13 protein-coding genes and 2 pseudogenes are annotated in these 21,130 nt (G+C 45.0%); 6 read left to right on the forward strand and 9 right to left on the reverse strand.

The genetic code is table 11. The annotated features are described in order from the left end of the window. The first annotated feature begins 85 nt into the window (after positions 1-85). A complete protein-coding gene (locus tag F7734_RS01725; protein ID WP_155743193.1) occupies positions 86-646 on the forward strand; it encodes an HdeD family acid-resistance protein in 561 nt (186 codons plus the stop codon). 674 nt (positions 647-1,320) lie between these two features. Here F7734_RS01725 and F7734_RS01730 read toward each other — a convergent pair. The 9 genes and pseudogenes from F7734_RS01730 to F7734_RS01770 form a co-directional block, all read right to left on the reverse strand. Then, a pseudogene (locus F7734_RS01730) lies at positions 1,321-2,012 on the reverse strand (IS1 family transposase). Between the two features lie 285 nt (positions 2,013-2,297). After that, complete coding sequence (locus F7734_RS01735) at positions 2,298-2,582, reverse strand: peptidase (protein WP_155743097.1); 285 nt, start codon at positions 2,580-2,582, stop codon at positions 2,298-2,300. A gap of 162 nt (positions 2,583-2,744) precedes the next feature. Next, positions 2,745-3,056, reverse strand: a complete 312-nt coding sequence (locus tag F7734_RS01740; RefSeq protein ID WP_243146635.1) for a diacylglycerol kinase — start codon at positions 3,054-3,056, stop codon at positions 2,745-2,747. Positions 3,057-3,325: 269 nt separating this feature from the next. Next, positions 3,326-5,935: a cation-translocating P-type ATPase gene (locus F7734_RS01745; protein WP_155743098.1), complete on the reverse strand. Its 2,610-nt coding sequence runs from the start codon at positions 5,933-5,935 to the stop codon at positions 3,326-3,328. A gap of 70 nt (positions 5,936-6,005) precedes the next feature. Further along, positions 6,006-6,434: a ubiquinol-cytochrome c reductase iron-sulfur subunit gene (locus F7734_RS01750; protein ID WP_155743099.1), complete on the reverse strand. Its 429-nt coding sequence runs from the start codon at positions 6,432-6,434 to the stop codon at positions 6,006-6,008. Positions 6,435-6,437: 3 nt separating this feature from the next. Further along, on the reverse strand, positions 6,438-7,124 hold the full coding sequence (locus F7734_RS01755; RefSeq protein WP_155743100.1) for a rubrerythrin family protein: 687 nt from the start codon (positions 7,122-7,124) through the stop codon (positions 6,438-6,440). Positions 7,125-7,299: 175 nt separating this feature from the next. Then, positions 7,300-8,703, reverse strand: coding sequence for a HAMP domain-containing sensor histidine kinase (locus tag F7734_RS65940; protein ID WP_155743101.1), 1,404 nt, complete (start codon positions 8,701-8,703; stop codon positions 7,300-7,302). After that, a complete protein-coding gene (locus F7734_RS01765; RefSeq protein ID WP_155743102.1) occupies positions 8,648-9,325 on the reverse strand; it encodes a response regulator transcription factor in 678 nt (225 codons plus the stop codon). The genes F7734_RS65940 and F7734_RS01765 overlap by 56 nt, the downstream gene beginning before the upstream one ends. A gap of 26 nt (positions 9,326-9,351) precedes the next feature. Beyond that, positions 9,352-9,528 (reverse strand): annotated as a pseudogene (locus F7734_RS01770) (transposase); the annotation flags it as partial. Positions 9,529-9,813: 285 nt separating this feature from the next. Here F7734_RS01770 and F7734_RS01775 point away from each other — a divergent pair. From F7734_RS01775 to F7734_RS01795, 5 genes are all read left to right on the forward strand, one after another. Next, complete coding sequence (locus F7734_RS01775; RefSeq protein ID WP_155743103.1) at positions 9,814-10,242, forward strand: DUF4363 domain-containing protein; 429 nt, start codon at positions 9,814-9,816, stop codon at positions 10,240-10,242. Positions 10,243-10,553: 311 nt separating this feature from the next. Then, a complete protein-coding gene (locus F7734_RS63010) occupies positions 10,554-11,168 on the forward strand; it encodes a cation-transporting P-type ATPase (protein ID WP_243146624.1) in 615 nt (204 codons plus the stop codon). Then, positions 11,165-13,291 (forward strand): magnesium-translocating P-type ATPase, encoded by a 2,127-nt coding sequence (gene mgtA / locus F7734_RS01780; RefSeq protein WP_243146625.1) that lies wholly within the window; start codon positions 11,165-11,167, stop codon positions 13,289-13,291. The genes F7734_RS63010 and mgtA overlap by 4 nt, the downstream gene beginning before the upstream one ends. A gap of 752 nt (positions 13,292-14,043) precedes the next feature. Next, positions 14,044-16,116, forward strand: a complete 2,073-nt coding sequence (locus tag F7734_RS01790; protein WP_155743194.1) for a response regulator — start codon at positions 14,044-14,046, stop codon at positions 16,114-16,116. Then, positions 16,113-21,128, forward strand: coding sequence for a PAS domain S-box protein (locus F7734_RS01795; RefSeq protein WP_155743104.1), 5,016 nt, complete (start codon positions 16,113-16,115; stop codon positions 21,126-21,128). The genes F7734_RS01790 and F7734_RS01795 overlap by 4 nt, the downstream gene beginning before the upstream one ends. Positions 21,129-21,130 lie beyond the last annotated feature (2 nt).

Here is a 21,130-nt window from a genome sequence, read left to right on the forward strand (position 1 = left end):
GGAGAGATAACTCTTGGAAAGACTTGGGTTAATCGCGTCTCTCTTTCAAGATTTAACAACATATCAAAACATTTTTGGAAAAGCTATGACTCCTGAAGATTTTAGAGAAACCAGAACAAATTCAGCATTGCCAATTGTCTTAGGTATTTTGATGATTCTGCTGGGAATTGCAGCGATCGCAGAACCATTTATTGCCACTATTGCCATTACAATCGTATTCTCCTGGACTTTAATTATTGCTGGCATCGTCCGAATTGTTCATGCATTTCAATCACGTCACAAACGAGGCTTCTGGACAACACTAGTAGTTGGTATTCTATACGTAATTGGTGGAATTTTGTTGATTAGCAACATCTTTGGTGCTGCGCTCTCTCTCACTTTAGCTTTTGGATTTATCATTTTTATGGAGGGTGTATTGGAGGTGATTGCAGCATTTCAAATGCGTCGAGATCCAAACTGGGGTTGGGTACTATTTAGCGGTATCATGGCTATTATTCTAGGGATTTTGATTCTGTATCAATGGCCTATCAGCACAGTTTGGGTATTGGGAGTATTTGTAGGGATTAATTTTTTGTTGACGGGCCTTTGGATGATCATGCTTTCATTAGCTTCTCGTAGTCTTCTTGACCATAGGGCAAGAGTTTAAAGCAGTTATCAGTTATCAAAGTTTGAGTTGGGGTCTAAATCTCCAACTCAAACGTAGCACGCAATAGTGGTGGGGAACTTTGACTCCCAACTGAAAAACAGTTTACTGTTAACTATTGACTAATTTGTTGAAATAACTTTCGGTTTTATTGGTGAGCTAGAGCGCCGGTTCAGTAGAGGGAGTTGACAAATTAACAGAAATGTATATGAGGGAGATGTCACTAGAAGCTGTACGTTCGCTCCTGATTGAAGGGTGAGAGGAATTAAAGCCTGACAGGGTAAGGCAAAAACTTAATTCTGGATCTGATGGTAGTGACACCATGTAATACTTGGAAAAGAGGTCAGAGATTAACGGTGTAACACATGGTAGAGCCTACGTCGAGTTCTTCGGTGTAATACATGGTAGAGCATTGAATTTATTTATAGGTTGTGTTGAAAGGACTCAACACGAGCTAGTGGTCTGTCAATTTTCTATGTGGGTTCATGCGCTTATACGTACTTGGTAATTTCCATTATTTGATGTAATCAACGTACTATAAGCTGGTTATATACTTCGTTATATATTACATATCTAGTACAAGTCTTCAACGTATCAATAAGCGCAACCAGACTCAGGCATTGAGTCTTAATAGAGTCCTATATAAGTTTTTCGGCGTTGCATAAATGCGGGATGAATCAATTAAATACTGGTATTTCCCAATACTTTAAATAATGAAGTAATAATCTAAGTGAATATTTCAGCATATCCACTGATTTGGAATAGCACAATGTTTTTCGCCCCAGTCGTGCTAAGTAATGACGTAAACGTGTATTCTCTCCTTCAACTCTAGTCATATAAGTTTTGCTCACAATATGGTCTCCTGGCTCAATAAAATTGGGGTAAACTTTCCATCCATCCGTACTTGGGAATAGCATTGCCAACAGCAAACAATTTCCCATAGTGGTTGAAATGTTTCTGCACTATGGTCTCCCAAGACCCATGCCAAAATTCCTTCCTGAAAATGATTTACAGCACGCCACAACCAAATTTTGTTTTTTTTGACCCGACAAAGGTTTCTAGTTCATCTAACTCTCCTACTTCTGGAATTTCATCTTCTGGCAGTGCATCTGGAAGTTGTTGACCAATTTGTTTAACCCAATAAATGATTGTTGTATGATGAACTCCTGTAGCACGCTCAATTGCTCGAAATCCCATACCGTTAACGTACAACTTCAAACATTCTTGTTTAACTTCATCAGAATAACCTTTTGGTGGGTTATAGATATCGATGAATTGGCGAGCGCAGTTTACACAAATGTGATGCGTGTTTACCTCTTCGCTTACCATTCTTCCTGACATCAGTAGACTCACAGTATGGACAATGCACAGTAGGTTGCCTCAATTCATCCTTCTATTATGCAACGCCCAAATCCATTTGCCCCTCTCAATTTTTCCTACATATTTATCTTTTTTTGTCAATCTCTTCTACTGAATCGGCGCTCTAGAAATTTATTAGAGAATAGCATTTAACCGTAGTCTTGAAACTCGTTTTAGATGTATTAAAAAATAAAATTTGATACTTTCATTTCCTTTTTTTATCAACGGACAAGTGTTGGGGGTATTGTTATAAATGCTCCTTGGCTAACCCTCTGAAATCTCAATTAAATAAATCTTAATTATTGATGTTACGCCGTCTTTTGCGATCAAACAATCCAGACATACTCATTCCTGTCACCAGCAACCCAATCAGTCCTAATCCATTTAAAATTGGGTAAATTGCTTCTAGATGTAATATTTCTCCTGTATGGATTTTTAACAGTAGATTAGAAGAAATTCCAGTGTAAACTGGCCATTCCTTGACAATAGTCGTCAACATTCCAGTCAATACAGTTAATATCAAAGGTAGACAAATGATGATACCAATGGTGCGATGATACTTGCGAAATGCTCGTTTCATAGTAATTTACCCAAAAAATTATTTGTAAATCTAATGCTGCAAAATTGATAGTCAAATTTTTAGCAATTGCCAGAAGTGACTGCCTTCAAGGATAAGTGTGACAGCCCACACAAAGATACTGATGCCAGCCGCCGCCGCTGCAATATCCTTAATCACACCAATTCAGGTATCTTCCCGTTCCTCCACAAAATCACATAAGATTTCGATCGCACTGTTAAATAATTCGGCAACCAGCATCATCCCCGTTGCTAGTAAAATCAGAGTGACATCGACCCATTGCCGAAAGATAAATGAGAAGCCCAAAACTGGAACTGATAAAACAACTTTGTAGGCAACGCTAAAGTCAGAGATAACAGCGACATAAAGACCTACCAGAATAATTTTGAGCTTTCGGATGGGATGATAACCCGATATGCGGTATCTTTTACTTTTATGTCTTTTGCGATCGCTCGCAGCTTTGTAACGGGAAAACATATCGTTCACTTTCAAACTCTTGCGTCAGAAATCAAACCTTAATTGGTGTAATGATACTTGCGAAATAACCGTTTTATAATAATCCGCCGGAAAAATTATTATTTTTACCTAGTGTTTATGAAAATTGGACGTTGCTGTTAGCGCAGCTTGGCTTTAGGCATATCATGGGATGATTTAGTCCAATATAGATTGCAATTTAGATAGTTACAGCTACCAATTCATCCCTCGAAGGAAGCAACGTCTAAAATTGTTTTCTCCTGCATCACAAATTAGTCAAATGCCCGTCGTGTATTATCTTTTTTTCGCCGCCCAATTTTCAGTCCCTCAAACCACAAAATACTGAATACTCCAGAGGCGAGACTAATTATTAAATCATCAAAATGCAGAAAAGAAAAACGGAATAGATGGCGCAATACAGGAAAATAAAGCACGAGTCCCATAAAAACTACTGCACCACCCATTACCCACCACAGTGCTTGATTGGGAGTGCGTAACATCTCTGGAATGGTACGCGACCAAGAGCGATTGCTCAAAATCATACTCAAATTCGAGACAATTAAGGTGGTAAAAGCAAGAGCGCGGGCATCAAATTCTCCATTTCCAGAATAATAAGACACAGCAAAGACAGCCACTAGCACTACTAATACACTTAATCCTTGCAACAATGCTAATTTCAAAGTGCGACGGCTAAATAATGGCTCCTTTGGGTTGCGGGGTGGACGCTTCATCACATTACTTTCTTCTGGTTCTGCCTCAAACACTACGGTACAAGCTGGGTCAATAATTAGGTGTAGGAAGGCAATGTGGATAGGTAATAACACTAAAGGCCAATGAAAGATTACAGGAATCAACGACATCCCAGCAATGGGGATATGAACCGCTAAGGTATAAGCCATACCTTTTTTCAGGTTGTCAAATACTCGTCGCCCCAGCCTGACGGACTTGACAATGGAAGAAAAATCATCATCTAGCAATACCAAATCCGCAGACTCCCGCGCCACATCTGTACCCCTTTCGCCCATTGCAATGCCAATATTGGCGGCTTTCAAAGCTGGGGCATCGTTTACCCCGTCTCCAGTCATCGCCACGATTTCGCCTGAGCGCTTCAAGGCATTAACAATCAGTAATTTTTGCTCTGGGACAACCCGTGCAAAGATATTCACAGTTTGAATCCGAGAAAGCAACTCGCCTTCTGGCATCTTTTCTAATTCTGCTCCTGTGATGACTTCAGTAGCGGGTGTCAGTCCGATTTGACGGGCAATATTTTGGGCTGTTGCTGGATAATCACCTGTAATCATCACAACCCGAATCCCGGCAGTATAACACTCAGTAATGGCTGGCGCTACGGTAGGGCGCACTGGATCAGCCATGCCTACCAGTCCCAAAAATGCAAATACAAAGTCATGTTGTTTTTCAGGAAGAGAGTTTGGCTGATTGTCCGTTTGATGTCGCCCGATCGCTTTAGCGATACCCAAAACTCGCAAACCAGCAGCAGCCATTGTATTGATATGCTGTTCTAAGTCTCGCTTTTGTTCGGCATTAAAGTGACATAGATCGGCGATCGCTTCTGGCGCACCTTTGGTAGCAATGACTAATCTATTTTCTGGCGATCGCCAAACACAAGACATCGCCAATAATTCACCAGACAGGGGATACTCGCGTAATATCTCCCAATCTTGATGTAAATGTTCAGTTCTGGCTAAATAGTCATCACCCACTTGTTTGAGGGCTTTTTCCATCGGGTCGAAGGGGTCTTTGCGACTGGCTAAAATCCCAAATTCGATTAACTCATGGTAAGTTTCTGGGAGTGCTTCCTGTTCGTGCAGAGCGACATCATAAAAACTGGGAGATACAAATAATTGCTGCACCGACATCCGGTTAAAAGTCAGTGTCCCAGTTTTATCGACACACAGAACCGTAGTAGAACCCAGTGTTTCCACCACAGGGACACGACGAGTCAACACCCTAGCTAAAGAAAATCTCCAAGCACCCAACGCCAAGAAAATCGCCAATACTACGGGAATTTCATTAGGCAAAATAGCCATCGCCAGCGCCAACCCTGCCAGAACCCCTTGTAGCCAATTGCTCGTAGATGCGCCATAAATTACGACTACAGCCACACAAATAGCGATCGCTACAAAGGTCAGCTTACTAACAATCCGTCGAGTTTCCCTTTCCAGAACCGTCTGTTCCGGTTCCACAGTCTGCAAAGCTTTACCAATCTTGCCCATTTCTGTCTGCATACCAGTGGCATAGACTTGAGCAATACCCTGACCTTGGACTATCAGCGTTCCCGAATAGACAAAGGGCAAATCCTCACCACCAGGACGGTGCTGGGATGCAGTTCTTATGGTGTTTGCTAAATCTGTGCTGTCCTTAACTGATTGCTTGCGTACAGGTAAAGATTCACCTGTTAACAAAGATTCATCGACGCTCAAATGCGTAGACCACAGCACCACAGCATCCGCAGGAACTCTATCACCCTCTGACAAAACAATCACATCTTCACGCACCACTTCCCGTCCCGTAATCCGTTGGCGTTCTCCATCACGAATCACTAATGCACGCGGACTAGAGAGGTCACGTAACGCTTCCAGTGATTTTTCAGTTTTCTGTTCCTGGTATAAGTTAATGCCAACAATGAAAAAAACAAAGCCTAATAGGATTAACGCTTCCTGAACATCACCCAGAAACAAGTAAATGACACCACAGCCCAGCAAAAGTAGGAAAATAGGCTCTTGGAAGATTTCCAGCGCAATTCCCCAGACAGTACGCTTTTGGGTAGATAGTAGCTCATTATACCCTTCTTGCTTCAGGCGATCGCCTACAGCTGATGCAGACAGCCCCGTGATAGATTCGAGTTCAATTTTATCAGCCATTTTCCCCTCTGCGACTTTGCGACTCTGCGTGAATTTTTCATTGTGTCAATCAGCAACGCTGTTTTTTGAATTACGAATTACGAATTACCAACACATCCCCACCTTCCAACTTAGCTGTGTAAGTTTGTAATGGTTTTGTTGCAGGGCCTCCCAAAACCTTGCCATCTGGTGCAAATTTCGACTCGTGACAGGGACAAACAAAAGATTTCTGATTTGCTTCCCAATTTACAGCACAACCTGCATGAGTACAGGTTGAATTGACAGCAATCAGACCATTATTCTCAGTGGGATTACGTATGATAATTACATCCTGATTGAGAATATGACCTTTTTGGTCTAACTCTGCTACAGTCCCTATAGCTTTAAAGCCATCAGAACGAGGTGGAGCATTACTTAACTTAGAAGGTGTAGATTGAGAAGAACAGGCGGCTATGGCCACAGGTAAGGAAGTAAAAATTGCCCCTAAACCCACCCAGCCAAAAAATTCACGTCGATTCATAACCTAGCTAACCTTCTCAAAAGGCTTTAAACAATTTTTACTATTTGCATCAAGTGTTGTATAACCAGATACAGGGCAGACATATAAAGGACGATTTGCCTGTTTCCAAGAAGCGAGGTGATTCTTAGCTGTGGTGTAAAGTTTGGCGTGTTCCGTTTCTGCTTCTAAAGCGTAGTTAAAGGTTTGGACAGCAGCTTGATTACCAACCTGTTTCGCCTCTTTAATAAAGTTGGGATACATAGTATCGCGTTCATAGGACTCACCTTTAATAGCCTGTGTCAGATTTTCAGCAGTAGATTTGACTACAGGTGTAGCAATATTATTTTTCGGTGTGCCGCCCATTCCCTGAATCACCTTAGCATGATTATCTCGGTGAATCGCTTCTGCCCGTGCGGCGGCGCGGAAGAGACTACCAACCTCCTTGTAACCTTCCCCATCAGCTTTTTGTGCAAAAGCCAGATACATTACATGGGCGTTAGATTCCCCATTGTAAGCAGAGATGAGATTTTTGACTGTGGTAGACTCAGGCTTAGTATTAGCTTGGGTAGCAGGTTGAACAACAGGCGCAGATGGTTCAACAATCGCCACTGGAGTTTTTGGACTGCAACCATTTAAACCTAGAATACTCAGTGCAGTTGCTCCAGATATAGCAACAGTCTTAAAAAATCGCACTTTCTCTGGAAAACTCATGACGGAACTCTCCTATAGATAGATGCAAAAGCAGAATTAAGTGTGCAAAGCTATTTATTTAGTCCTACGCCACAACTAACAACAGAGTTAGGTATGCCGAGTTATCAGGTAACATCGATTTACCTCTACACAACTCATAGAGTAAAACAAAGAAAGTAAGGAACTAGTAAAGAGATTACTCAACTATCGGTAACTTCACCCGAAAACAACTTCCCACACCGACTCTACTCGTCACAAAAATCTCACCACCATGAGCCTGAGTAATAGCTTGGACAATAGCTAAACCCAAACCCGAACCACCTTGACGACGAGAACGAGCTTTTTCCGCACGCCAAAAGCGGTTAAATACTAAGGGTAAATGTTCAGGTGCGATACCAATACCAGTATCTGCCACTTCAATCACCACAAAATCATCCCTTTTAACGATTTCCACTCTGACTAAACCGCCATTAGACGTATATTGCAGAGCATTTTCTAATAAATTCCCAAATAGTCGTTGTAACTGATGTGCATCCCCCTTTACCCACACCGCATCAATCAAGTTAGCATCTAAAGTAATTTCTTGAGATTCTGCCTGCGGCTGTAAGGTATCAATTAAATCAATTAAAATTTCATCTATGGGTATGGGAATTGCGGTTTTAGGCAAACTTATAGGTGCAGAATCACTTCTGGCTAACAACAGTAAATCCTCTACCAAGTGCGTCATCTGCTTTGTTGCGCCCTCTATGATGTCGATTTTTTTGACATCACTGGGATGAATACGTTCTGGGTGATTTTGGATAACTTCTACAGTCGTTTTAATCGCCGTCAGAGGACTGCGTAATTCATGGGACGCATCCGCCGTAAACTGTTGTAATTGCTGGAAACTCTGCTCAATCGGTTGCAAGGCTTTACTCGTTAACCACCAACCTGTACCACTAATTAAAACCGTCCCCAAAACACCACCAATACCCAAACCCATCAACAGTCTCTCCAGTTCTTTTTGTACTTCCACTGTTGATGCACTGACACGCACATAACCTAAAAGTTGTTGATTTTTTCCTGAAGAATAAACCGGAATAGTTAATATCCTGATGCCATTTTGCTGCCACGAGTGAAAATTAGTCAGAAATGGTGTTTCGGGAAATTGCTTTCCTGCCTTTCCTAATAATTGCTGCCCAGCGTCAAACCATTCTACACTCTGACCATACAGCCGCAAATCTTGCCAAGGAATATCCAAATCCCCATCATTATCTAAAATTCGCGGCATTTTGCGATGCACAGCCGTCCTATCCGCCTGAATAGCCGATAAATTATGAGCAGCCGCATCCGCCAATGTCAACAACTGCCTATCTAATTGCTGACTGAGACTATAAGCAAAAAAATGATACACTACTACCGATGACAGTCCCATCACCACCATCATCGCCATTAAATAAGATAACAGTAATCGCCAGCCGGTAGCGCGAAACTGGGGGTTAGTTAAAATATCTACCCGTCGCCAAGGTACGATAAATTTTCTATCCGCAAACCTACTTTTGTTCCTATAAGTTTTGTTTAAGCCGATACCCAAGCCCGTAAACAGTTTCGATAAAATCATCTTTTGCTCCTGCGGCTTTGAGTTTTTGACGTATTCCTCGAATATGTACCTTGATTGTATCTTGTCCAGGTGGGTCAATAGATGGCCACAGGTGGTCAAGAATTTGATGGCGACTGAGAACATGCCCATTATTACGCAGAAAAAGTTCTAGTAATTGGTACTCTTTAGGTGTCATTAATAACAATTTATTCTTATAAGTAACAGTACAGTTGGCTGGGTCAAGCCGCAGTCCGCCCCACTCCAAAAAAGTCGATATTGTCGTATTTCCACGTCGCAGCAAAGCCCGAATACGTGCTAGTAATTCTTTTAAATCAAAAGGTTTGATGACGTAATCATCTGCACCTGCATCCAAACCTAGTACTTTATCAGTACTGCTATCTCTCGCAGTCAACATCAGCACTGGCAGCCCATAACCACGCTGACGTAATCTTTGACACAATTCTATACCATTCAATTTTGGTAGCATCACATCCAGAAGGATTAGATCATAGTCAAATGCCGTTATGAAGTCCCATCCTTCCTCACCGTCACCAGCTACATCAATTGCGTAATTATTATCAGTTAAGGCTTCTGTAAGAGATGCAGCAATCCATTTATCATCTTCAACTAATAAAAATTTCATAACGGCACATATAAATATTAATAACTATATGGTGAACTCCAAAAATCGTAGGCGGCACAGGTGGCCGCCAGATTTCCACACGCTTGTGGCACACTACTTGATGGCTGAGATGCTAAGTCCTCTACAAGCTTTATTAACCGCTTATTTCTCCGTGCATCCCCTAACTCAGCATGTTGTAATTCTATCTCTGCCCACTTCTGCATCTTTTTCCCCACCCTCAACTCCTTTGTTCTCTCAAAACTATACCCATCAATGCTTTCCTTATTATTTTAAATAGTAATGACTAATGAAGTATATGAGCATTTTCAGCTTGGTGATAAATCTTTACGAGTTCTTTACCTTTGCGGCCTTATTCTTAGGAAGAAGTTTAGGGTTAAGAATATATTTATCTGGTAGAAACTAACCCCATAAATGTTGCTATTAGTGCTGGCAAACAGGAAAATATTCACTTGTGTAAATTACAGCTTAATTAATCGAGGAGTTTTACAATGAAGCATTTTCAACTAATATCGAGCGTTGCAGGTATAAGCTTACTAGCTTTGGTAGGCTGCACTAGTCCCGAACAAGCTACTATCCAAACTCCCCCATCTGTGACTCCTAATGCTAGCGTAGCATCAGCCCCAACAACAACATCCACTATAGGTAATAATAGTTTACTAACTATAGTATCCAAGACTAAAACCGCAGTTACATCTGGCGACTTTGTTCAGGCTAAAAAAGAATTTGATAAATTTGAGGATGCTTGGAAAGAAGTTGAGGACGGTATCAAAGCTAAATCTCGTAATAATTATGAAACTATAGAGACAAATCTGGATGAGGTTACAGGAGAACTCAAAGCTTCTAAACCCCAAAAAGAGAAATTAATGACAGCATTGCAGTCTTTAGAAAAAACCATTACTGCTGTTTCAAAATCTTAACTATACCGATTCTCGCTTGAGTGAAATAGTATCGGAGCAGCCACTTCCGATATTTGAGCTACAACCCTAATTGCATAAGTATTTAACCATCTCAGACACAACCTAAAAATCAAATTTTAACAAAAAGGCAGAAGTAGGAGGGCAGAGGGCAGCTATGTAATGCCCTCGTACTTCTCACGACCGAAGGGAGTAAAGGGTTTGAATCCCCATCTATAACAAATCCTTCTGCCTTCTGCCCTCTGCCTTCTTCAAGATTACCTTTTTTTTGGTAAGCTTATGGTTCCAATGCATCAAAAAAGGATGCGATCGCTATGAAACCCGACTCTCACAACAAAACGATATTTAGGAGTATATGGGGATGGAAGGGAAAATCTAGTCATCTACTCCAGAAAGCCTCCTCTGTTCCGCCAGCGTTACCCACAAAATTGATTCAACTTGCTCACAACAATGTAGAAGCGGTTTTGAAAATACTAAATACTTCCTCCGAGGGGTTAAGCGAACTCCAGTCCGATCTGCGTTTGCACAAAATTGGGCTGAACGAGATTGCTCATGAGAAACCGCCGAAGTGGTACATTCAGTTGTTAAAGACGTTTCAAAATCCACTAGCGATTTTATTGATTATTCTGGCAGTTATTGCTCTGTTGACTGGAGATATCAGAGCTGCTGTGATTATTTTCAGTATGGTGGTTTTTAGTGTAATTCTGCGCTTCTCTCAAGAATTTCGCTCCAGTCAAGCAGCAGAAAAACTACGGGAGATGGTGCATACTACTGCCACCGTGAGCCGTAAAGATCCCCGTAAAGATATTTCTCCCAGTTTGGCACAGGATATGGGCTTGACGCTCAATCTTGATGTTCCAAGCCGACAGGAAATCCCAATTAAATTTTTGGTTCCGGGTGATGTGGTCTTCCTAGGGCTGGAGACATGATTCCAGCGGATGTGCGTTTGATTACGGCGAAGGATTTGTTTGTGAGCCAGGGTACTTTGACCGGAGAGTCTTTGCCTGTTGAGAAACAGCCCACGTTGCCCAACGATCAGTTACAGATCCAAAATCCGTTGGAACTGGCAAATCTTTGTTTCTTAGGCACAAACGTCATCAGCGGTACAGGAATTGCTGTTGTGATCCAAACAGGTAGCAATACTTACTTGGGTTCTCTGGCGAAAACCGTGGTCGGTCGCAAGACGATGACCAGCTTTGATAAGGGCGTGAATGATGTCAGTTTGTTGCTACTGCGCTTCATGCTGGTGATGGCCCCAGTTGTTTTTGCGATCAATGGTTTGATCAAAAAGAACTGGGGAGAGGCTTTCTTTTTTGCTCTCTCGGTAGCCGTGGGGTTAACCCCAGAGATGTTGCCGATGATCGTGACTGCAAACCTGGCGCGAGGGGCGATCGCCATGTCTGAGAAAAAGGTGATCGTCAAGAATATCGATACTATTCAAAACTTTGGGGCGATGGACATTCTGTGTACCGATAAAACGGGCACCCTCACCCAGGACAAAATAGTCTTGGAAATGCACTTAGACATTTATGGGGAAGAAAATGAAGAGGTTTTAGAATTTGCCTATCTCAATAGCTTCTACCAGACGGGTTTAAAGAATCTGCTGGATGTGGCAGTCCTGGAACATATTGAACTCCACGAATCCTTAAAAGTTGAACATAAGTTTCTCAAAATTGATGAAATTCCTTTTGATTTTCTCCGTCGTCGCATGTCTGTTGTGGTTGAAGAAGAAAATCATCACCATGAGCTAATTTGCAAAGGAGCCGTTGAAGAAATTCTCCAAATTTGCACGCAGGTTAAAGCGAATGATCGGATTTTGTCCGTTGATGACTCGATCCTCAAGCAAGTCACACAGTTAAATCGGGAACTTAATGAAGATGGGCTAAGAGTAATCGCAGTGGCTTATAAAGAATTACCCCTGGACAAGCGCAGTTACTCCGTTGCCGATGAACACAATTTAATTTTGATCGGTTTGATTGCGTTTCTCGATCCTCCTAAAGACTCGGCAGCACGGGCGATCGCCGCTCTTAACAAAAGTGGGGTGCAGGTAAAAGTTTTAACTGGCGACAACCACATCGTTACCCTCAAAACTTGTAAGGATGTGGGTTTATATGTTCACCACACCCTATTGGGCAGCGAGGTTGAGTCCCTATCGGATGAACAACTGACGGATCTTGCTGAAACCACTACCATTTTTGCCAAACTATCTCCTCTGCAAAAATCGCGAATTATCCAGGTTCTTCGTCGTAAAGGTCATATTGTCGGGTTTATGGGAGATGGCATCAACGATGCCGCTGCACTGCGAGAAGCGGATGTCGGTATATCCGTGGATACAGCCGTGGATATTGCCAAGGAATCTGCTGACATCATTTTGTTAGAAAAAAGTTTGATGGTGCTGGAAGAAGGACTTCTCGAAGGTCGCAAAACTTTCGGCAACATCGTTAAGTATATCAAAATGGGTACGAGTTCTAACTTTGGCAATATGTTTAGCGTTTTAGGTGCTAGCGCATTGCTACCATTTCTGCCGATGCAGCCTGTGCAAATCTTAGTCAATAATCTACTTTACGATTTCTCCCAAACTGGAATTCCGTTTGACCATGTAGATCGGGAATATCTGACAAAACCTCGGAAGTGGCAGGTTGGTGATATTCAAAAATTTATGCTCTACATTGGCCCAATGAGTTCAATTTTTGACTATGCGACCTATGCGTTGATGTGGTTTGTTTTTCAAGCCAATACGGTCGAGCAGCAAGCCTTGTTTCAAACAGGCTGGTTTGTCGAAAGTCTAATGACCCAAACATTAATTGTTTACATCATTCGGACTCCCAAAATTCCCTTCTTGCAAAGTCGTCCATCTCTACCCATGCTATTGGTTACTCTCAGCATCATGGCAGTTGTTATCTATCTGCCGTTTTCACCGATCGCCCCTGTAATAGGATTCGTTCCCCTACCTGCTAAATACTTCCTCTGGTTAGCGTTGATTTTGTCCAGTTATTGTGTCCTCACTCAACTTGTGAAGACTTGGTTTGTCAAAAAGTATGGGTATAACTGAGCAGGAGTAGGAGGTTGTAATGTAAGTCTTGAGCCGATATCTGACCAACAAATTGCAATATGACCTGAAAACACTTGATTTTACTTTGTAAATAACGGCTTTTTTGACTTTAATGTAGCAATTACGAATGGTCTACCGCCAACAAGGTATTAAAAATAATCAAGATTAAATAAAAAATAATCAAGAATCTAGATTATTGAATGTATAATGAACGCCGTAAAGTATAGAGACGGCTTTCCTAAAGTGTAACTACAAAATTAGCTGTTTTCGATATGAAAGGGGGGGTCGCAAAATCGACCACTGTCTATAACTTGGCTGTTGGGTTGGTCAAGTTTAAAAAGCAGCGGGTGTTAATTGTTGATATCGACCCCAGGGAAATGCCAGCGCTGCCTTGGGAATCCCCATTTGGCAGATTGATTTCCAGTTAAAAGATATTTTGCAGCACAAAACACCGCTAGAGCAAGTGGTGCATCCACCAAGTAGCTGGATGAGTTGCTGAAACAATTCCACACTGCTTGAATCTGGATGCTTCTACACCTTAGAAAGAGAACCTAAGGGCTTTCTGAGGAAATCATAGTCATTTGCTAATGAAATTATTCATAAAAATTTACATATTTCGAGCCTTTGGGAGGATGAGGAATTGATAGCAACCAGATTAAGATGGCAGGTGCCTCAGTTAACTCTGAAATCTCTAACTTGGCGTATTCCTTCAGCTTAGGGATTTGCAAGATGCAATCTGCAAGGTTCGTTGTATGAGACTTCTGATTGTTGAAGATGATCAAGATACAGTAGCCGCCCTCGTCAGCTTTTTGTCAGCTCAACTGTTTACGCTCGATGCGGCTCATAATGCCAAATCAGCACTGGTATTAGCTGAGACGAGCCAGTATGACCTGATTGTGCTGGATGTAATGCTGCCAGGATTGGATGGCATTAGCCTCTGTCGGCAACTGAGAACGCAGAATCAGCGTGTCCCCATTTTGCTACTGACCGCGAAGGATGATCCGGCAGACCGTGTGGCAGGCTTTGAGGCAGGAGCCGATGATTATGTCACCAAACCCTATGAGCGATCGGAGCTACTTGCCCGAATTCGCGCGTTGTTACGACGAGGCCACACTGAGTTAACGGAGGTACTCTGCTGGGGCGAGTTGCAGCTTGACCCAAATCATTGTCAGGTAACTTGCCAGAGTAAACCTCTGCACCTCACGCCTAAGGAATACAAACTGTTGGAGTTATTCTTACGGCACCCACGTCGAATTTTCGATCGACAAACGCTGCTCGATCGCATTTGGTCGATTGATGAATGTCCGGGCGAAGAGGCAGTTACCACCCAGATTCGTGGATTGCGGCGAAAGCTCCAAATGGCAGGGCTAACGTCTAATCCGATCGAAACCTTATATGGTTTGGGATATCGATTGAGATCATTGCCTGAGGAGCGGCAGGACGATGAAGAGATGAGAAAAGAAGGGAATGGCACTCTTCATTCCCAGTCTGACCATTCCCAGTCTGACCATTCCCAGTGTGATAGTACTAGCGGTATGGATGCTGACTATACCGCAGCAGTAGCAACGATTCAGCAGATGTGGCAAGGGTTTCAGGAGCGATTGCAGGCACAACTCGCAACGCTAGAGCAGGCGATCGCCCACCTTACAACAAACTCTCTTGACCCCAACCAGCGGCAGCATGCCCAAACCATTGCTCATCGGCTCATCGGCTCTTTGGGAGCATTTGGCATTCCACACGCAGCAGAGCTTGCCCGTCAGATCGAACGTGTTCTAAACTCCTCAACGGCTGTGTTGCAATCCGAGTCAGCGGTTCAACTCGAAACGCTGCTTCAGCAACTCCGGTGCATTACCCAACGATCGCCTATGTTTGCTGTGCCAAGTAGCGAAGGCACGGGGACAGGTCGCCACGGAGATATGGAGATAGAAGAGGACAGGTCGCCACGGGGGTACGGGGATACAGGGAATCGAGAAGTACTCGCCGCGTCCTCTATAGTCTTTATGATCGGCGACGACCCAACCATGCTTGAGCCAATGCAGGCAGAGGCCCCTAACTGGGCTGTTCATCTGGAAACGGCTAGCAACCCGATCGGTGCCCGTGAGCGGCTGCAATCCCCTATGCCTAATGCGATCGTGCTGGATCTTACCTTTTCTAACACCACGGAAAGCGGGTTAACCCTACTGGCACAGCTTAAGCGTCAGTTCCCGACGATTCCGGTAGTGGTGCTGAGCGGGCAGGGTGATTTGAGCAAGCGCGTGGAAGTGGCTCGTCTGGGAGCAAATGCCTTTTTGCAAAAACCCGCAATGCCCTCTGAAGTGTTCCAGGTCGTCACTCAGCTTCTCAACCGGAGCGAGGTGATCGCTGCTAAACTACTGATTGTGGATGACGATTCAGTCTTATTAACACGGCTGCAAGCCAACCTGGAACCGAGAGGGTTTCAAGTAACGGCTTTAGCAGACCCAACTCTGTTTTGGCAATTCCTGGAAGTGACCTGCCCGGATCTACTGCTGCTGGATGTCTCGATGCCAGGATTCAATGGTATTGAACTATGCCAGGTGGTCAAGAGCGATCCGCACTGGAGTAAGTTACCTGTGTTGTTCCTTTCCGCGCATTCCGATGCTAATACTCTACATCAGGCATTAGCCGTAGGAGCAGATGATTATGTCTTGAAGCCAATTGTAGAAGCCGATTTGATTCAGCGCATATTGAAACGACTGGGACAACTAGACAACTATCTGATTCATTCACCGTTGAAAAGAGCAGACCCTGAGGAGAAAACAAGTGAACTGAGAAAAGCTGTATTCACAATAGGAGCCATGCCATGACCAATGAACAGGCTGTGTTAGACCAACTGTTTGCAGGCGGCGGTGAAATGGGTGCGCTGATGCGAGCACGCTTCGCGTGTACCGAAGGTAACGCCGACTGGTTGCAAACCTCGTTAGGTTTACCAGAGCATTGGTCACAAAGCTTAAAGACTGCTCTTCGCATTGTGCTGACATCACGCCAACCTATGTTTATCTGGTGGGGCGAAGACTTAATTAACCTCTATAATGACGCTTACAGTTCTTTCCTCCAAAACAAACATCCGGCAGCCCTGGGGCTTCCCGCTTCCCTCGTCTGGCATGAGATTTGGGATCAACTTGAACCTCGGATAGAATCGGCAATTCGCAAAAATGAAGGAACGTTTGACGAAGCGTTATTGTTCATCATGTTGCGGAAAGGCTATCTAGAAGAAACCTATGTGACGTTCTCCTACAGCCCCATCCCCGACGATCGTGGCGGCACAGGCGGTATCTTTTGCGCCTGTACGGACGATACCCAGCGCATTATCGGTGAGCGACAGTTAGCGCTGTTGCAGGAACTGGCAGCCAGAACGGCAGATGCCCGTACTTTCGATGAAGTCTGCACTCTCAGTGCAAGCTGCCTGGAAACTAATCCTTACGATCTTCCCTTTGCGATGATTTATCTCATCGAGCCGGAGCAACAACAGATTGTTCTGGCAGGGACATCTAGTATTGATCGAGACCACCCTGCCGTTCCTCAAGCCGTTGCGTTTGACGATGATTTTGTTTGGCAGCTTGCAGAGGTTGTCAGAACCTCAAAAGCCTGCTTGATTACGGATTTAGAAGCATCGTTTGACAACTTACCCACGGGTGCTTGGCAGCAAATACTGCATCAAGCAGTTTCCATACCCATTGCTGCATCAGGTCAGACCGGAAAAGCGGGCATTTTGGTCGTTGGGTTAAATCCGTTCAGGTTGTTTGACGGCAACTATCGAGGATTCATCGATTTGGTTGCAGGGCAAATCTCAGCCAGTATTGCCAATGCGGAGGCTTACGAAGCAGAACGGAAACGGGCAGAAGCATTGGCGGAGCTAGACCGCGCTAAAACCGTTTTCTTCAGTAATGTCAGTCATGAATTTCGCACACCCCTGACACTCATGCTCGGTCCCTTGGAAGATGCACTGGCGAGTTTAGAGGAGCAGGGGAGTGGGAGGATAGATGAGACTCCATCGCCCTACCTACCCGCCGACTCACCAACTCTAAAACACCAACTCCAGGTTGCCCATCGTAACGCCCAACGCTTGCTGAAACTGGTCAATACACTGCTAGATTTCACGCGGATTGAGGCAGAGCGGATTGAAGCAGTATACGAGCCAACAGACCTGACGATGTTAACAACCGATTTGGCAGGGGTATTCCGCTCTGCGATCGAGTGTGCAGGTTTACGGTTACGGGTAGACTGCTCCCCACTGCCTCAGCTAGTGTATGTCGATCGCCAAATGTGGGAAAAGATTGTCCTCAACTTGCTTTCTAACGCCTTCAAGTTCACCTTTGAGGGTGAAATTGTCATCAGTCTGCGATGGGAAGAGAGGAGAATGCTTCAAACGTCGAGTCATGTCATTCTAGAAGTGCGAGATACGGGTACGGGCATTCCCGCCGCAGAACTGCCTCATATCTTTCAGCGATTCCATCGGGTAAAAGGGGCAGCAGGAAGGAGCTATGAAGGGTCAGGAATTGGATTGTCCTTAGTGCAGGAGTTGGTGAAACTGCATGGTGGCAGCATTCGGGTTGATAGCGTGGTGGGTCAAGGAACCTGCTTCACGATATCAATTCCCACGGGATACAGTCATTTGCCAGGAGATCGTCTACAACTACACCACGGCGAAGCCCAACTCATTGGTGCAGAGCGTTCATTTGCCTCAATAGAGACAAGAGCTACCCCTTATATTGCAGAAGCGCTGCGCTGGCTACCAGACGAAAGGAGTGAACGGGAAGATGAGTGGATGAGTGAAGCAGAACACCACTTATCTTCCACCTACTCACCTACCCTCCCTGCTCGCATCCTCCTCGCTGACGATAACGCCGATATCCGCCACTATATGAGGCGTTTATTGAATCAACAGTATGAGGTAGAAGTCGTGTCTGATGGAGTCGCTGCATTAGCCGCCATTCGGCAGCAGATGCCCGATTTGGTTTTAACCGATGTGATGATGCCTCGCCTCGATGGCTTTGGATTGTTACAAGCGCTCCGGGCGAACCCAGACACTCGACAAATTCCAATCATTCTGCTGTCTGCCCGAGCTGGAGAAGAATCGCGGATTGAAGGACTGGCAGCCGGAGCGGATGATTACTTGATCAAGCCCTTTTCGGCGCGGGAACTGTTGGCGCGAGTTGAAGCAACGCTCAAGATGACTCGGATGCGTCAAGAAACGGCGCAGAAAGAGCGGGAATTGCGGCTGATTAGTGAGGCGGCTCAACAGCAGGCTGAAGATGCCTACGACCGCATTAATCAGTTGCTGGAAAGCATGACGGATGCGTTTACTGCTCTCGATTGCGACTGGCGGATTATCCACCAAAACGCGGCAGCGCAACGAATCAACGGCAAACCACTTACAGCAGTGCTGGGAAAAACACACTGGGAGGAATGGCCCGCATCAGTCGGTAGCCAACTAGAGCATCAGTACCGACGGGCAATGGCGGAGCAGATTCCGGTTCACTTTGAGCATCATTACTACTTGCCGCCCAGCTTTGATGTCTGGCTGGAGATTCACGCCTACCCTTCTGAGGAGGGGCTTGGCATTTTCTATCGAGATATCACCGCTCGCAAGGAGTCTGAGGAGGCACTGCGTGTCGCTCACCAACGCCTGACGTATCACGTCATGAACTCTCCACTCGCTGTGATGGAGTTTGATTCTGAAGCGCGTGTCGTGCAGTGGTCACCGCAGGCGGAAAACGTTTTTGGGTGGAAAAGCCAGGAGGTGCTTGGCAAACGCCCGATCGATATGGGATTTGTCCATGCTGAAGATGAAGCAGCCGCTCGCCGAGAGGTCATTGAACCCCTGGTGAATGGGGATAAACAATCCAAAACGATGTACAACCGCAACTATGCTAAAGATGGCTCAATTGTTTACTGCGAGTGGTATAACTCCGTCTTGAGGAATGAGGCAGGTGAGTTAATATCTATCCTGTCACTTGCCTTGGATGTTACCGATCGCAAAAAAGCAGAGGAAGCACTGTGCGAGAGCGAAGAGCGGTTCCGTGCGATCGTCAATCAGGCAACCGCAGGCATTGCCCAATGCAATCTGTCAGGTCAATTCATCCTGGTCAACCAGAAATATTGCGAGATCACAGGGTATTCCAGGGACGAGCTGTTATATAAGCGGATGCAGGGCATTACCCATCCTGACGATTTATCTCACAACATTGAGCTATACCAGCGCCTAGCCAGTGAAGGCATTGACTTTACCATTGAAAAGCGTTACATCTGCAAGGATGGTTCTGAAGTTTGGGTAAGCAACAGTGTGTCACCCGTTCGGGATGCATTCGGTCAAGTTCAATCTACGGTTGCAGTGGTGGTGGATATCAGCGATCGCAAACGAGCAGAAATTGCCCTCCAGGAAAGCGAAGTCAAATTCCGGGCTGCTTTCGACCAAATGTATCAGTTTGTCGGCTTGCTCACCCCCGATGGAATGTTGCTGGAAACCAATCAAAATCCACTCATCTTCGCGGACGTTGAGCATGAGGCTGTCATTGGCAAACCGTTTTGGGAATTCCCCTCCTGGAATGCCACCGCCGAACTTCAGGAAATTGCCAAAACGTTAGTCGCTCAGGCTGCCGCCGGACAGCTTTTCCATCAAGAAGTCAACCTTTTCGATGCCAGTAACAACCTCCACACCTTTGATGTATCCGCAAAACCCGTCTATGCGATCGAGACCCATCAAATCCTCTGGGTGATTGTTGAGGGGCGTGACATTTCTGCCCAGGTGCGGTTGCAAAATGCCCTGCGCCAAGAACAGGAGCGATCGCTCCAGCTAATCACCAGCAGCGTAGACGGCATTGTTGCCTTTGATGCTGACGGCTGTTGCACCCTCTGGAACCCTGCAATGGAACAGATGACCGGACTGCGGCAGGAAGATGTCATGAGCAGACGTGGAGTAGATGTGTTTTCCGTTCTCCTGGACGCTAAAACATTGCAAGGCTTTCATCCCGGCATAGAAAAAACCGTCACGACCTTCGACTTTCACTTTACCCACCTCAAAACCAGACAGCACCAGTGGATGGAAGCCCACTATTCGCCGCTCAACGGCGGCAGTGAGACGCATAACGGCGGGCTGCTGATGGTGCAGGATGTCACTCAACAGCGTGAGCTAGAACGGATGAAGCGTGAATTTATTTCCATCATCAGCCACGAAATTCGCACACCGCTTTCCTCAATCCGGGGGGCGCTGGGACTCGTGGCAACCGGAGTTTTGGATGACGATCCCCAAACGGCGAAAGAGATGCTGGGCATTGCCAACAACAATATCGAGCGATTGGTGCGACTGGTTAACGATGTTCTGGCACTGAGCCGACTGGAGTCAGGACAGGTGGAACTGAAAAAGCAATGGTGTGAGGCGGCGACTCTCGTGCAACAGGCATTCTCCAATGTGCGAAGCTTGGCAGAAGCGAACCAGGTTGATTTGCGATCGTCCACTGGCAACATTCAGGTTTGGGCAGATCCGGATTGGCTAGTGCAAGTACTGGTGAATTTAATTAACAATGCCGTCAAATTTTCTCCTGCCGGAACCACCGTCTCCGTTAATGTAGAACCACAACCTCAGCAGGTTTTATTTCGAGTGACCGACCAGGGACGGGGCATTCCAAGTGAGAAGCTAGAAACCATCTTTGGGCAGTTTCAACAGGTTAATATGTCTGATTCTCGCCAAAAGGGGGGGACAGGATTAGGGCTGTCAATCTGTCGTCTGATTGTGCAACTGCATGGCGGACGCATCTGGGCAGAGAGTGAATTAGGGAGGGGCAGCAAATTTTACTTCACGCTGCTAATACCAGACTAAAT

It is taken from the genome of Scytonema sp. UIC 10036 (assembly GCF_009725235.1).

Bases quoted from the DNA above. Each gene is read 5' to 3' on its own strand.
- F7734_RS63010 (WP_243146624.1), top strand. From the start codon at position 10,554: ATGAAACCCGACTCTCACAACAAAACGATATTTAGGAGTATATGGGGA.
- F7734_RS01755 (WP_155743100.1), bottom strand. From the start codon at position 7,124: ATGAGTTTTCCAGAGAAAGTGCGATTTTTTAAGACTGTTGCTATATCT.
- F7734_RS65940 (WP_155743101.1), bottom strand. From the start codon at position 8,703: ATGATTTTATCGAAACTGTTTACGGGCTTGGGTATCGGCTTAAACAAA.
- F7734_RS01795 (WP_155743104.1), top strand. From the start codon at position 16,113: ATGACCAATGAACAGGCTGTGTTAGACCAACTGTTTGCAGGCGGCGGT.
- F7734_RS01750 (WP_155743099.1), bottom strand. From the start codon at position 6,434: ATGAATCGACGTGAATTTTTTGGCTGGGTGGGTTTAGGGGCAATTTTT.
- F7734_RS01775 (WP_155743103.1), top strand. From the start codon at position 9,814: ATGAAGCATTTTCAACTAATATCGAGCGTTGCAGGTATAAGCTTACTA.
- F7734_RS01735 (WP_155743097.1), bottom strand. From the start codon at position 2,582: ATGAAACGAGCATTTCGCAAGTATCATCGCACCATTGGTATCATCATT.
- mgtA (WP_243146625.1), top strand. From the start codon at position 11,165: ATGATTCCAGCGGATGTGCGTTTGATTACGGCGAAGGATTTGTTTGTG.
- F7734_RS01725 (WP_155743193.1), top strand. From the start codon at position 86: ATGACTCCTGAAGATTTTAGAGAAACCAGAACAAATTCAGCATTGCCA.
- F7734_RS01745 (WP_155743098.1), bottom strand. From the start codon at position 5,935: ATGGCTGATAAAATTGAACTCGAATCTATCACGGGGCTGTCTGCATCA.
- F7734_RS01790 (WP_155743194.1), top strand. From the start codon at position 14,044: ATGAGACTTCTGATTGTTGAAGATGATCAAGATACAGTAGCCGCCCTC.
- F7734_RS01740 (WP_243146635.1), bottom strand. From the start codon at position 3,056: ATGTTTTCCCGTTACAAAGCTGCGAGCGATCGCAAAAGACATAAAAGT.
- F7734_RS01765 (WP_155743102.1), bottom strand. From the start codon at position 9,325: ATGAAATTTTTATTAGTTGAAGATGATAAATGGATTGCTGCATCTCTT.